Raw genomic sequence first — 13,406 nt, forward strand, 5'->3', positions numbered from 1 at the left:
CGTGCTGCGGCGGGGGCGCCACCGGGTGGGGGCGCCGCCCGGTCATCGGTGGACAGCCGGCCTCGTGTTCGGGGGTGTGGTGGTGACGGGGGCCGTGCTTCCCCCGCCCCCGGCAACGGCCCCACCGGGCGCCGGAGCCGCGGCCCCGACCACACCACCCGCGGTCACGGCCGCCCCGGTGGCCACAGCGGCTCCCACGGGTACGGCGGGCCCGGCCTCCACCGGCACGCCGACCCCCGCCCCGACAGGCGTGGCAACCGGGGCCGGCGTACGCGCCGGTGCCGGCGTCGGGGCGGGCGCAGCCCGTGTCAGCCCCCGAGGCGCTCCTTCCGGATGGCCGCGGAGCGGGGCCGCGGCCGGCAGGGTGAACCACACCACCTTGCCGTTCTCGCCGTCCGGCCGGGCGCCCCAGCTCTCGCTCACCGCGGCCACCATCGCCAGGCCCCGCCCGCAGGTGGGGAGCGGACCGGTGTCCGTGGTGTCCGGGGCGTCGGCCGGCACCGGGAGGCGCGGATCGTGGTCGCGGACCGAGACCGTGAGCCGGTCCGGCAGCAACTCCAGTTCGACGGTGCACGACTTGTCGGGCCTGGCGTGCCGGTGGACGTTGCTCAGCAGCTCTGTCACACCGAGCGCGGCCCGGTCTATCAACGGGTCCAGATGCCAGTAGCGCAACTGCGCAGATACGATTCTGCGGACCTGGCCGATCCGCGACGGCAGGGCTTGGAGCTCCACCGTGCAGTGCCTGCTTGGGTGACTGATCACGGCTGCGACTCCCCGATGTGAGGTCCGGAGGAACCGGAGGAACACGGAGAACAACGGATCCAGCAGGGTGCTTGCGTCCAAACGTCCGCCTGCTGTCGTGGCCGGCGGGCTGGTTCGCAGCGTTGTCGCCGGTAAACCCAGAGTGACGTGTGACCAGCGTGACGCAGCGGATGCGCTCCCGCAACTCGCCGCGACCGACCGCTGCACGCCGTGAGCGGCGCACCGTACGCGCCGCACCGGTACGCGCCGCACCGGTACGCGCCGCACCGGTACGCGCCGCACCGTACGCGGCCCGCGGTGCGGGGTGCCGTACGCGGCCCACGCCGCGCGGCGCACCGAACCCGGCGTACCGCCGCGCGGTGGACGCTCGTCAGCCGCCGCGCCCCGCCGCCCGGCGCACCGCCTCGACGAAGCGCCGTGCCGCCGGCGGCCCCGGCTGCCCCGGAGCGGGGTCGTGGTCGCCCAGCGTCAGCAGGTACCGCGTGCCGTTGACGTCGGCCAGCGCCCGGTCGTCCGGCACGAACCATGGCTTGGACGCGCGCACCGCCTGCACCGGCGCGCTGTCTATCTCGCTGCCGTAGCTGGTCAGCAGCTGCAGTCGGCCGTCGCTGATCCGGACCTGCCCGGCCCGGGTGAGCGAACGCAGACGTTTGCCGATGCGCACGCCTGTGGCACTGAACTCGGGCTCCGCCATGTCTCGCCGCCCCCTTACGGTCTTCCCGTGGTTCCCTGTGCGCCCCCGTCCGGGACGGTGGTCCCGTCGCGTGCAGTCTGCCCCGGTACGGCGTGGAGCACCAGTACGCCCGGGACGCCCGCTCCACCCGCCCGGAGCACTTCCGCCCATGCGCCCCCAGGTGGCTCGCACGCGTGTGCCCCAGGGGGTCTTTGGGCCGCTCAAAGATGCGTTTATGCAGGTGGGAAGCGGTGTGAAAGCTGCCTATGCTCGATCTGCCGGCCCGCGTGAGGCGCCGTCGGCCACGAGCGTAAGGAGCCTTGCCGTGAGCACTACTCCCCAGACCAGGACCGGCGCCACCGTCGACGTCGACCGCAGTGACGCCGCCTACCGGGCATGGCTGAAAGAGGCCGTCCGCAAGGTCCAGGCGGACGCCAACCGCTCCGCCGACACGCACCTGCTGCGTTTCCCGCTGCCCGAGCGGTGGGGCATCGACCTCTACCTGAAGGACGAGTCCACCCACCCCACGGGCAGCCTCAAGCACCGGCTCGCCCGCTCCCTGTTCCTCTACGGCCTCTGCAATGGCTGGATCCGCCCGGACCGTCCGGTGATCGAGGCGTCCAGCGGCTCGACGGCGGTTTCCGAGGCGTACTTCGCGAAGCTGATCGGCGTGCCCTTCATCGCGGTCATGCCACGCACGACCAGCGCCGAGAAGATCCGCCTCATCCAGTTCCACGGCGGACAGTGCCACTTCGTGGACGACTCCCGGAAGATGTACGAGGAGTCCGCCCGCCTCGCGGTGGAGACCGGCGGCCACTACATGGACCAGTTCACCTACGCCGAACGGGCCACGGACTGGCGCGGCAACAACAACATCGCCGAGTCGATCTTCCGCCAGCTGCGCCTGGAGCGGTTCCCGGAGCCGGCCTGGATCGTCGCCACGGCGGGCACCGGCGGCACCTCCGCGACCCTCGCGCGCTACGTCCACTACATGCAGTACGACACCCGGATCTGTGTCGCCGACCCGGACAACTCCTGTTTCTTCGAGGGCTGGACCACCGGCGACCCGGACGTCACCTGTGACTGCGGCTCCCGGATCGAGGGCATCGGCCGGCCGCGCATGGAGCCCAGCTTCGTGCCCGGCGCGATCGACCGGATGATGAAGGTCCCGGACGCGGCCACCGTCGCCGCCGTACGGGCCCTGGAGGGGGCCATCGGCCGCAAGGCGGGCGGCTCGACGGGCACCGGCCTGTGGAGCGCGCTGAAGATCGTCGCCGAGATGGTGGCCGAGGGGCGTACCGGCAGTGTCGTCACCCTGCTGTGCGACCCGGGCGACCGCTACCTGGACAAGTACTACTCGGACGCGTGGCTCGCGGAGCAGGGCCTGGACATCACGCCGTACACGGCGGTGCTCGACTCGTTCCTGGCGACGGGCGTGTGGCCGCACTGACCGCCCGCCCCGCCCTTCCGCGACCGCCGCGCGACGGGCGGGTTTCGGGCATGTGAGGGTTTGGTGACGTCTCAATTGAGCCTGTGGGCAAGTCGGTTGTGCCTGTGTGACTGATAAGATCATCGCACTTTTGAGTGGGCTGACGGCGTGTCATGAACGCGTCTGGGGGGACAGTCTCAAAGGCACCATCGCGCTGCTCACGCTCGCCGGCGCGATGCGACTTGAAGAGAGTCTCATGACGTCATTGACCCGGGATCCACTGCTGTGGATCTTGCTTGTGGTGCTCGTCGCTGCGGTCGTCGCAGTGATGCGGGCCCGGAGAACCAACATGGCGCTCCGAAGAACGAGGAAGGAGCTGGAGGCAGGGCTGGGGGAGGCCCGCGGTGATGTCGGTCAGCTCCACGCGCACATCGCCGCGCTGACCGCACAGCACCAGCGCGACCTGGCGGACGTACGGGCGGACGCGGAGGCGTCGACCAAGGCGGTGCTGAAGTCCGCCATGGGCACGCTCCAGTCGCTCGCCGAGGAACAGCAGGTCCTCCTGGACAGCCTGCTGAAGAAATACGGCGACACCACGGACGTCCTGGCCGACCTGATGACGGTCGACCACACCGGCAGCCAGTTCAGCCGCCGGGCCAAGGGCATCTCCGTACTGTGCGGCGGCTGGCTGGGCCGGCGCGAGCGCGCCGCCACCGTCTACGACGTCGCGCGCAGCGCCCAGGGCCGGATCAAGGACTTCGACCGGGTCAGCGTCCACTCGCAGGTCAACGTCTCCCTCGTCGGCAAGGCCGTCGAGCCGGTGGCCGTCGTCCTCGCCGAGCTGCTGGACAACGCGACGAACTACAGCGCGCCCGGGACCCCGGTCGAGGTCAACATCCAGACCGTCCCGAGCGGTCTGTGTTTCATCGTGGACGACGCCGGACTGGGCATGGACCAGGAGACCAAGGACCGGGCGGCGGCCCTGCTGTCGGTCGACGGTCCCGTCGACATCACCGGTCTCGGCGATCCGCCGCGGTTCGGCTTCGCCGTGTGCGGCATGCTCGCCGCCCGCTACGGCTTCGCCGTCTCCGTCGGTTCCGTGTCCCCCTACGGCGGAGTGCGTGCAGTGATTCGTGTACCCGAAAGTCTCCTCGCGGCCGACGCGCCCGCCCCCGTGGCCGACGCCCAGGACGCCGAGGGCCCGGAGGCGGCCCCCCAGCGACTGGCGCCGGTCCCGGTCGTGGGTCCCTCGCACGTGGTGGGAACGACCTCGGGAGGTCTGCCCAAACGCCGGCGGCGGGGCGGACCCGTCACGGTGGTCCCCGCCCTCGACGGCCAGGAGGGGACGCCCGAGCCGGCCAGCGAGGTGACGGCGTCACGGCTCGGGGCGTTCGCGCGCGGAACACAGCTGGGGCGGACCACGAACACCACGGAAGGACCTGACAACAAGTGAACATCGACCTGTCCTGGGTGCTGAACGACGTACTCGAGGTACGCGGGGCCCGGCACGCGATCCTCGTCTCGGGCGACGGCCTGCTGCTCCAGCGCTCGGACGACATCGGGCGGGACGACGCCGAGACGAACGCCGCCGCCATGAGCTCGATGCAGTCGCTGAGCCGGGCCGTCGCGGGGTTCGTGGGAGCGGGGCACGGGATCTGGAAGCAGACGCTGCTGGAGTACGACGGCGGCTGGATCTTCCTGATCGCGGCCGGTCAGGGCTCCTACCTCGCCGTCTCGGCCGCGCCGGACGTCGACATGGAGGCCATGTCCTTCCGTATGCAGAAGACGGTGTCCTCCCTGAGCAAGGCGATGAGCGTGGCGCCGCGCTCGGACAACGGCGTGGGCGCATGACGACGCCCGGCGAGGAAGCCTCCGTCACCAGCGACTTCGTCCGCTCCTACGTCATCACCGGCGGCCGGACCCTGCCGGCCGCGGACGACCTGGCGCTGCACACCCTGGTCACCCTGGCTCCCGACCGGACACCCCCGCTGGGAGCCGGCCCCGAGGTGATGGCGATCTGGAAGCTGTGCGCGGGCGGCTACCTGTCGGTCGCCGAGGTGGCCGGCCACCTGGGACTGCCGGTGGGGGTGGCCCGGCTGCTGCTGACCGATTTATCCGAGCAGGGCCACCTGCTGCGCCGCGCCGAGCCGCCCCGGGCTCAGAACGTTGACAGAGCGACCCTGGAAAAGGTTCTGAATGGACTCCAATCCCTCATCGGCTGAGACGGCCCCCGGATCCATATACGTCTCCAGCGCGGTGACCAACGCTGCCAAGATCCTGGTCGTCGGGCACTTCGCCGTGGGCAAGACGACCTTCATCGGCTCGCTGTCGGAGATCACCCCGCTGCGCACCGAGGAGAAGATGACGCAGGCGTCGCTCCACGTGGACGACCTCCGGGGGGTGGCGGACAAGACCACCACCACCGTGGCCCTGGACTTCGGCCGGCTCACCCTCAGCGACGACCTCGTGCTGTACCTGTTCGGCACCCCCGGCCAGCAGCGGTTCATGCAGCTGTGGGAGGACATGGCGCGCGGCGCGCTGGGGGCGCTGCTCCTGGTCGACCCCGCCCGGCTGGAGGAGACCTTCCCCGTCATCGACCTCGTCGAGCGGTACGGCCTCGAGTACGCCATCGCGGTCAACAGCTTCGAGCACGGCACGGTGTACGAGGAGGCGGAGGTGCGCGAGGCCCTCGACCTCCTGCCGGACACCCCGGTCGTCTACTGCGACGCCCGCGACCGGCAGTCCTCGGCCCACGCGCTGATCGCGCTCGTGCGCCACCTGCTCACCCGAGCCGCCTGACATCCCACCATCCGCCATCCCCCGTCTCTTTTTCCGGACCGTCCGCCCGGACCCCCGCCCGGAACCACCCCCCTACGGCCCCGGCCCGGAGCCACCCCCCGGACCCTCGGCCGGAGCCAGCAGAAGGAACCTCATGGACCGCCAGTCAGCTCCCGCCCCCGCCGGCGCCAGATGCCCCATGCACGACGCCGCGTTCGCCGCCGACCCCCACCAGGTCTACGACCGGCTGCGCGCCCACGGTCCGGCCGGGCCGGTCGAACTCGCACCCGGTGTCGACGCCACCCTGGTCGTCGGCCACGAGACGGCCCTGCGCGTGCTGCAGAACTCCACGCTCTTCGCCCGTGACGCCCGCCGCTGGAAGGCCCTGAACGAAGGGCGGATCGGGCTGGACCACCCGGTGCTGCCGATGATGGCGTACCGGCCGAACTGCCTGTTCACCGACGGCGCCGTGCACCTGCGGCTGCGCAAGGCCGTCACGGACAGCCTGGCCCGGCTCAACATCACCCGGATCCGCCGTGACGTCGAGCCCCTCGCCGACTACCTGATCGACCAGTTCAGCGAGCGGGGCCGGGCCGACCTCCTCAACGACTACGCCAAGCTGCTGCCGCTGCTGCTGTTCAACAAGCTCTTCGGCTGCCCCGCGGACATCGGGGACACCCTGACCAGCGCCATGTCGGCGATCTTCGACGGCAAGGACGCCCTGCGCGCCAACGAGGAGCTGACCGCCTGCCTCATGGAGCTGATCGCCCTCAAGCGCCGCCGGCCCGGCGACGACGTCACCTCCTGGCTGATCCAGCACCCCGCGGGCCTCACCGACGAGGAACTCAAGGACCAGCTGGTCATGCTGATGGGCGCCGGGGTGGAACCCGAGCGCAACCTCATCGGCAACGCCCTGCTCCTGCTGCTGTCGCCGGACACGAGCGGGCGCGACTCGGGCATGCTGATCGAGGAGGCGATCGATCACGTGCTGTGGAACCAGACGCCGATCGCCAACTACGCCACCCACTACCCGGTCCAGGACGTGGACCTCGGGGGAGTGGTGGCGGAAGCGGGCACCCCGGTCGTCATCAGCTTCGCCGCGGCCAACAGCGATCCCGCGCTGGCCGAGGCCCGCCGGATGCACAGCAAGGGCGCCCACCTGGCCTGGGGAGCCGGTCCGCACGCGTGCCCGGCGAAGGACCCGGCGCAGGTCATCGCCGTCACCGCGATCGAGAAGATCCTCAACGCCCTGCCCGATCTGACGCTGGCCGTCCACGAGAAGGAGCTGGAGTGGCGGCCGGGCCCGTTCCACCGGGCCCTGGTCTCCCTGCCGGTGGCCTTCAGCCCGACCCCGGCCACCCGCATGGCCTCCGCGCTGCAGAGCCGTACCGTCGCCGCCGCGGCGGAGCAGCCGCTGCCCACGGCCCCGGTCGTCGCCGTACGTCAGGAACCGGCCAGGAAGAAGGGCTTCTGGAGCAGCTTTCTGGACATCTTCCGGGTCTGATGTGCCCTGTGTGACGGGAGCAACACTGTCAGGCGCATGACGAAGGAGAGAGGAAGGGTAGGTTCCGGCGGTAACGGTAGCGCCCAGCGACAAAGGAGCTTCGCGTGACCGCCGTTGGCGTCATACGCGGTACCACCACCGACCGCCGAGCCGTCATCCCCCTCCTTCGTCGCCTGCGGTCCGAAGAGGGACGGGCCAACCCCCTGCCCGTCTGGGACGAGCTGCGCGCCCTGGGCGAGGTGGTACCCGCTCCCTGGGGCGGGTACTTCGTGACCGGATTCGAGGCGTGCAACCAGATCCTGCGCGGCAGGAACTGGCTCGTACCCGACTTCGACTGGCAGGAGCGCCAGCCCGACACGGCACGCTGGCGGGAGCCGGCGACCCGGGAGATGACGCGGACCCTCTCCCGCCTCAACCCGCCCGTGCACACCGCCCAGCGCCGCGCCCTGGGCAACCTCTTCGACCGCGGCACACTGGCGGCCCTGCAGCCACAGATCGCCGGGCACGTCACCGGGCTCCTGGACCGCCTCGACCTCCGGCTGCGCACCCGCGGCGCGGCCGACTTCGTCACCACGGTCGCCGAGCAGCTCCCGATCCGCACCGTCGGCTGGTGGCTGGCCGTCCCGGCCGAGCACTACCCGCGGATCCTGGACTTCACCCACCGCCAGGTGCACGCCCAGGAACTGCTCCCCACCAAGAGCGAACTGGCCGTCTCCGCCCAGGCCACCCTGGAGATGCGCTCCTTCTTCACCGGCCTCCTCGCCCACCGGCGCGCCCACCCTGGCAACGATGTCCTCTCGGGCTGGATCCGCTACTGGGACGCCCAGTACCCCGACGACCGCGCGGCGGCCGACCAGACGCTGTACGACCTGACGATGTTCATCACCATCGCCTCCCTGGAGACCACCGCGACGCTGCTCGCCAACGCGGTGTGGTTCCTGACCCGGGAGCCCGCCCGGGCCGACTGGCTGCGCCGGCACCCCGAGCACATCGACGACGCGATCGACGAGGTGCTGCGCTACGACCCGCCCATCCACCTCAACTCCCGCTTCGCCGCCGACGACACCGTGCTCGCGGGCGTGCCCATCGCCAAGGACACCATCGTCCACGTCCTCTACGGCGCCGCCAACCACGACCCGCGCCGCAACGAGAACCCGCACGTCTTCGACATCCGCCGCAAGGGCGGCCACCTCACCTTCGGCGGCGGCGCCCACTACTGTCTCGGCGCGGCCCTGGCCCGCCTGGAGGCCCGACTGCTGCTCACCCAGCTGCTCGAACGCTTCCCCACGCTGCGGCCGACCGCGGCCCCGACCTACGCGAACCGGATGGTCTTCCGGCGCGTCACCTCCCTGCACGTGACCACGTGACCACGTGACCACGTGAGCGTGTGCCCCCCGCATGTGACGACACCACCCCCCTGAAAGTGACGACATGACCGCGCTTCCCCTCACGGCTCTCCCGGCCGCCCCCCGACAGCAGACCCTGCGGACCCACCGGGAGGGCCCCGTCCTGACCATCGAGCTGAACACCCCCGAGCACGGCAACACGGTCACGGACGCCCTGCTGGACGACCTCCTGGCCGTCCTCCAGGACCAGGACCCGGCGGTCCGGGTGCTGGTGCTGGCCGGGGGCGGCGACGACTTCTGTCTCGGCGGGGACCGCGGCGAGTTCACCCGGCACCTCGCCGCCGACCCCACGGGCAGCGGCATCCGCCTGTCGGGGACGAAGGCGCGGCGCGTGTGTGACGCCCTGACCGGGAACCCGGCCGTCACCATCGCCCGCGTCCACGGCAAGGTCATCGGGGCGGGCATGGCCCTGGCGCTCGCCTGCGACCTGCGGGTGGGCTCCGAGGACGCGACCTTCCGGCTGCCGGAACTGGCCCTCGGGCTGCCCACCGCGTGGGGTGGCCTGCTGCCCCGGCTCATCAACGAGGTCGGCGCCGCCCGGGTGCGCGAACTGGTCCTCACCGGCCGGGCCTTCACCGCGGAGGAGGCCCGGTCCCTGTCCATCCTGCAGAGGGTCGTCCCCGCTCACGAGCTGGACGCGGCCGTCGCCGACTGGGCCAGGCCCGTCGTCCGCCGCCCCCCGGCGGCCCTGCGCGTCACCAAGACCCTGCTGAACTCGCTGTCCGCCGCCTCCCGCCTGGCCGATGTCTCCGCACTGGACGCGGAACTGATGGCGGCGGTCGTCACCGAGGCGCAGCACGCCCGCGGCGACGGCTGATCACCGTCCGGACAGGCGCCGGTCCAAGGACGTCACCGCGTCGCGGAAGGCGCGCTCGAGTCGTCCGGGCCAGCATGAGGACGAACCGGAACGGCGCCGTCCCGTCGGCGGCGAAGGTCCACCGCACCCGGGTGCCCGTGCCATGAGGAGCCAGGCGCCACTCCTCGACGAGGGCACGGGCGCCGGGCGCGTTGGTGGTGTCGACGCGGTAGGCGTACACCTCGGGCGCCTTCGCCACGAGCACCGTCTCCGTGAACCGCGTTCCGCCCCGCAGCCGTATCTCCCGCCCGGCGCCGCCGTCGGTGGCCCGGGCCGAGGTCACCGCGGAGAACCACCGCGTCCAGCCGGGCACGTCGTCGGCGAGCGCGCGGAAGACCTGCTCGGGGGGCGCGGCGATGTTCCGCGCGAAGACCAGACGCACGGGCGCGGCCCCGACGAAGTCGATCTCCACCGGACGCAGACGACGAGCCATGGACGACATCCCCTCGTGACGGTTGCGCAGGGCGATTGACCGGGCCCCGTCACGATAGCTGACGGGGCCTCAGCTGTCTGTGCCGTCCTCGTCCTCCGGCTCGCCCGCCACCACCACCCGCAGGTGCTCGGAGATCTCCGCGCGCGCCTCGGCCGGCAGCCCCGCATCGGTCACCAGCGTGTCCACCTGTTCCAGCGCGGCGAACGAACTCAGGCCCACCACGCCCCACTTGGTGTGGTCGGCGACCACCACCACCCGGCGCGCGGAGTGCACCAGCCGCCGATTGGTCTCGGCCTCCGCGAGGTTCGGCGTGGACAGACCGGCCTCCACCGATATGCCGTGCACACCGAGGAAGAGCAGATCGAAGTGGAGCGCGGCGATCGCCTGGTCGGCCACCGGCCCCACCAGCGAGTCCGACGGGGTGCGCACCCCGCCCGTCAGCACCACGGTGGCCGCGCCCTGCCGCTGTCCCGAGGTGCGCTGCGCCGCGTGGAAGACGTCCGCGACCCGCACCGAGTTCGTCACCACGGTCAGATCGGGCACCTCCAGCAGGTGCTGGGCGAGCGCGTACGTCGTCGTCCCCCCGGACAGGGCGATCGCCGCCCCCGGGGCGACCAGGCGGGCCGCGGCGCGCGCGATGTCCTCCTTGGCGGTCAGCTCCAGACCCGACTTCGCCTCGAACCCCGGCTCGTGCGTGCTCGCCTCGACCACCGGCACCGCACCGCCGTGCACCTTCTCCAGCACCCCCTGGCGGGCGAGCGCGTCCAGGTCACGGCGCACGGTCATGTCCGAGACACCGAGCTTGCGGGTCAGCTCGTTGACCCGCACCCCGCCCCGGCGCCGGACCTCGTCCAGGATCAGGGCGCGGCGCTGCTCCGCGAGGAGGTTCTGATTCTCACTCACGTACGCTCCGGTCCTTTCGCCGCCAACCGTCCGACACGCCCGGCGCACCGGCTCCGACCAGGACGTTCCATCGATCCTGCCGTGCGCGGGCGTCCCATCCTTTCATGGCTCCGCCCCGGTTGCGCCACCACCTGCCGGACCGTCCGCCATGACACGGTTCGGGGAGATTCCGTGACGGGAGGTGCACGCGACCGCCGGACAGGAGATCCTGAACCGCGCACGACACAGACGTCAGCGCGTCACGGGGGAAGTGCGAGAACAGTGGAACGTGCACAGGACCGCCCCGCCGGGCAGCACACGGACCGCACCACCGGGCCGGGGGAGTACGGGGACCGCACGGCCGGGCCGGGGCCGTACCCGGACCGGCCCGCGGAGCCGGAGAACGAGCTGGAACTGCTGGTGCACGGGGTCGGCGGCACCACACCGGAGAAGATGCTCGGCGACCCGCGCACGGTCCGGGTCACCGGCGACGACACCGCCGCCGTCTTCCGGCGCGCCGAGGACACCGGGGCCGCCCCGGACGGCCGGCGCCCGCGCGGCGGACCGGTCCGGGAGGCCTACGTCTGGTGCAACCTCACCTCCGGCGACGGCAGCCGCGCCCTGTGGCTGTTATTACTGCCGTTCATGGTGGTCAACCTCGCCCACTGGATGCGCCCGGCCGCACCCGCCCGGCCGCGCACCGTCCGGCTCTACGGCCTCCTGGTGCGCCTGGCCGCCCTCACCCTGACCGTGCTGCTGGTGGCAGCCGCCTGCGAGGTGGCCCTCGACCTGGTCGCCTGGCAGTGCGCGGGCGTCCAGGCCTGCGTCCGCCGCCACTCCTGGCTGGACTTCCTGTCGCCCGCCGCCGGCGGCTGGTGGAGCGCCCCCGGTCGCCGCCTCGCCCTCGCCGCGGTCCTGCCGACCGCGCTGACCGGCCTCCTCTGGTACCTCTCGCACCGCACCTGGCGCGCCTACGAGTCCCACCTGCCGCTGTCCCCCGAGCCCGAGCCGGACACCGGCGGCCCCGGACCCGACGCCCACGGCAGCGCGCTGGCCCGGCCCGGCTTCTGGTACGGCCGCCGCCTGGTCGCCCGGCTGCGCGCGGCCCACACCGCGGCCGGCCTGCTCACCGTGGCCGCCGCCGTCACCACCCCGGCGGCCCGCTTCGACCACCGGCCCGGCGGCCCCCGGATCCTGGACCTGCTCGGCTGGCTGCTGACCGCGGCCCTGCTCGCCTGCGGGACGGCGGTGGTGGGCGTGGTCTGCCGCCGGGGCCGCAGCGAGAACCGGCTCGACCAGCGGCTCGACCGGCACCTCGTACGCGGTCTGAAACTGGCCGCGCTCGCCCTGCTGCTCCTCGGCCTGGTCTACGCCGGCTGGTCCCGGCCCGGCTGGCGGTCCACGGGCCGGCTGCCCGGCGACCCGGCCTTCGGCGCCCTCATGCTGGCCCAGGGCATGCTCGTCGTCGCCCTCGCCGTCGTGGCCCGGTACCTGTACCGGCGCCGCCCCGACCCGCGCGCCGCGATGCGCGGCCTCGGCGGACCCGCCGTCGCGCTGCTCGCCTGCGCGCTGGGCGGAGTGATCTCCGGCGGGGTCGCACAGCGGGTCGCCGACTGGCTGGACGGCACCCGCGCCCTGCTCTCCGGGCCGCCCGTCCTGCTGACCTGGCAGGCCTCCGCCATCCCGTCGCTCCTCGCGGTCCTGCTCCTGCTGGCCGCCGGGCTCGCGCTGCGCACCGCCCGGCTCGCCCACGCCGAACGCGACCGGGTCCGCCACGAGCACCCCGGCGAACCGGAGGACCCGTCCCGCACCCGCGCCATCGCCCACGCCCGGGCCATGGCCGGCCTCACCGACCGGGCGCCCCTCGTCGTCGCCGTGCTCACCGCCACCACACTCGTGCTGGGCAGCGCCGCGCTGGCCGGGGCCCTGGCCACCCGGAAGACGCCCGGCGGAGCGGCCCACCGCGCCCACCACCTCGTCCAGGCCGTGGCCGAAACCTCACAGGCGGTGGGCTCCTGGCTGGTCGGACTCGGCTTCCTGCTGTTCGTGACCTGGGGCAGACGCGCCTACAAGGACGCCTCCGCCCGGCGCACCATCGGCATCCTGTGGGACGTCGGCACCTTCTGGCCCCGCGCCGCCCACCCCTTCGCCCCGCCCTGCTACGCCGAGCGCGCGGTGCCGGACCTCACCTGGCGCATGGCCACCTGGACCCGGCGCACCGAGGGCCGGCTGGTCCTGTCCGGCCACTCCCAGGGCAGCGTCCTCGCCGCCGCCGCGGCCTGGCAGCTGCCGCCGTCCGTCCGCGGACGGGTCGCCCTGCTCACCTACGGCTCCCCGCTGGAACGCCTCTACGGCCGCTGGTTCCCGGCCCACCTCGGCCCGCCCGCGCTCGCCGCCCTCCACGACGACATCGCCTGCTGGCGCAACCTCTACCGGCGCACCGACCCCATCGGCGGCCCCGTCCGCGTCCCCGACGACACCACCCCCCACGTGGACCACGAGCCCCTGCGGGACCCCCTCGCCTACGGCCGCACCCTGGACTACCCGCTTCCGGCCCCGATCCTCGGCCACTCCGGCTACCAGTCGGACCCCGCCTTCACCCGCGAACGCACCCGCCTCCTGACCCGGCTGCGCCCGGAGGTACCGGTCCAGCGCCCGGAGCCGGGCCCCGGCGGCTGAGCCG

General features: G+C 72.8%; 11 protein-coding genes and 2 pseudogenes. 9 read left to right on the forward strand and 4 right to left on the reverse strand.

The genetic code is table 11. From position 1 onward, the window contains the following. Positions 1 to 180: 180 nt before the first annotated feature. Both ACZ4U1_RS19170 and ACZ4U1_RS19175 read right to left on the reverse strand, forming a co-directional pair. Positions 181 to 762: pseudogene (locus ACZ4U1_RS19170) on the reverse strand (ATP-binding protein); the annotation flags it as partial. A 370-nt stretch (positions 763 to 1,132) separates the two neighbouring features. After that, positions 1,133 to 1,456 (reverse strand): hypothetical protein, encoded by a 324-nt coding sequence (locus ACZ4U1_RS19175; RefSeq protein WP_467904579.1) that lies wholly within the window; start codon positions 1,454 to 1,456, stop codon positions 1,133 to 1,135. A gap of 304 nt (positions 1,457 to 1,760) precedes the next feature. Between ACZ4U1_RS19175 and cds1 the strand changes: the two genes are divergently transcribed. From cds1 to ACZ4U1_RS19215, 8 genes are all read left to right on the forward strand, one after another. After that, positions 1,761 to 2,885 (forward strand): L-cysteine desulfhydrase Cds1, encoded by a 1,125-nt coding sequence (gene cds1 / locus ACZ4U1_RS19180; protein WP_467904581.1) that lies wholly within the window; start codon positions 1,761 to 1,763, stop codon positions 2,883 to 2,885. Positions 2,886 to 3,120: 235 nt separating this feature from the next. Then, positions 3,121 to 4,317, forward strand: coding sequence for an ATP-binding protein (locus ACZ4U1_RS19185; RefSeq protein ID WP_467904582.1), 1,197 nt, complete (start codon positions 3,121 to 3,123; stop codon positions 4,315 to 4,317). Further along, positions 4,314 to 4,715, forward strand: coding sequence for a roadblock/LC7 domain-containing protein (locus tag ACZ4U1_RS19190; RefSeq protein WP_467904583.1), 402 nt, complete (start codon positions 4,314 to 4,316; stop codon positions 4,713 to 4,715). The genes ACZ4U1_RS19185 and ACZ4U1_RS19190 overlap by 4 nt, the downstream gene beginning before the upstream one ends. Beyond that, positions 4,712 to 5,086: a DUF742 domain-containing protein gene (locus tag ACZ4U1_RS19195; RefSeq protein ID WP_189977549.1), complete on the forward strand. Its 375-nt coding sequence runs from the start codon at positions 4,712 to 4,714 to the stop codon at positions 5,084 to 5,086. Before ACZ4U1_RS19190 ends, ACZ4U1_RS19195 begins: the two co-directional genes overlap by 4 nt. Further along, positions 5,061 to 5,663 carry a GTP-binding protein gene (locus tag ACZ4U1_RS19200; protein WP_467904584.1) on the forward strand — a complete coding sequence of 201 codons (603 nt, stop codon included), beginning with the start codon at positions 5,061 to 5,063 and terminating at the stop codon, positions 5,661 to 5,663. The genes ACZ4U1_RS19195 and ACZ4U1_RS19200 overlap by 26 nt, the downstream gene beginning before the upstream one ends. Positions 5,664 to 5,841: 178 nt before the next feature. Further along, positions 5,842 to 7,146 carry a cytochrome P450 family protein gene (locus ACZ4U1_RS19205; protein WP_467904585.1) on the forward strand — a complete coding sequence of 435 codons (1,305 nt, stop codon included), beginning with the start codon at positions 5,842 to 5,844 and terminating at the stop codon, positions 7,144 to 7,146. A gap of 104 nt (positions 7,147 to 7,250) precedes the next feature. Continuing rightward, complete coding sequence (locus tag ACZ4U1_RS19210) at positions 7,251 to 8,513, forward strand: cytochrome P450 (protein ID WP_467904586.1); 1,263 nt, start codon at positions 7,251 to 7,253, stop codon at positions 8,511 to 8,513. A 64-nt stretch (positions 8,514 to 8,577) separates the two neighbouring features. After that, positions 8,578 to 9,369: an enoyl-CoA hydratase/isomerase family protein gene (locus tag ACZ4U1_RS19215; RefSeq protein WP_467904587.1), complete on the forward strand. Its 792-nt coding sequence runs from the start codon at positions 8,578 to 8,580 to the stop codon at positions 9,367 to 9,369. Here the strand turns inward: ACZ4U1_RS19215 and ACZ4U1_RS19220 are convergent. After that, a pseudogene (locus tag ACZ4U1_RS19220) lies at positions 9,370 to 9,841 on the reverse strand (SRPBCC family protein). A 69-nt stretch (positions 9,842 to 9,910) separates the two neighbouring features. Beyond that, positions 9,911 to 10,744, reverse strand: coding sequence for a DeoR/GlpR family DNA-binding transcription regulator (locus ACZ4U1_RS19225; protein ID WP_467904588.1), 834 nt, complete (start codon positions 10,742 to 10,744; stop codon positions 9,911 to 9,913). Between the two features lie 261 nt (positions 10,745 to 11,005). Between ACZ4U1_RS19225 and ACZ4U1_RS19230 the strand changes: the two genes are divergently transcribed. Then, positions 11,006 to 13,402, forward strand: coding sequence for a hypothetical protein (locus ACZ4U1_RS19230; RefSeq protein ID WP_467904590.1), 2,397 nt, complete (start codon positions 11,006 to 11,008; stop codon positions 13,400 to 13,402). Positions 13,403 to 13,406 lie beyond the last annotated feature (4 nt).

The sequence above is a fragment of the Streptomyces sp. NPDC028928 genome, assembly GCF_055564915.1.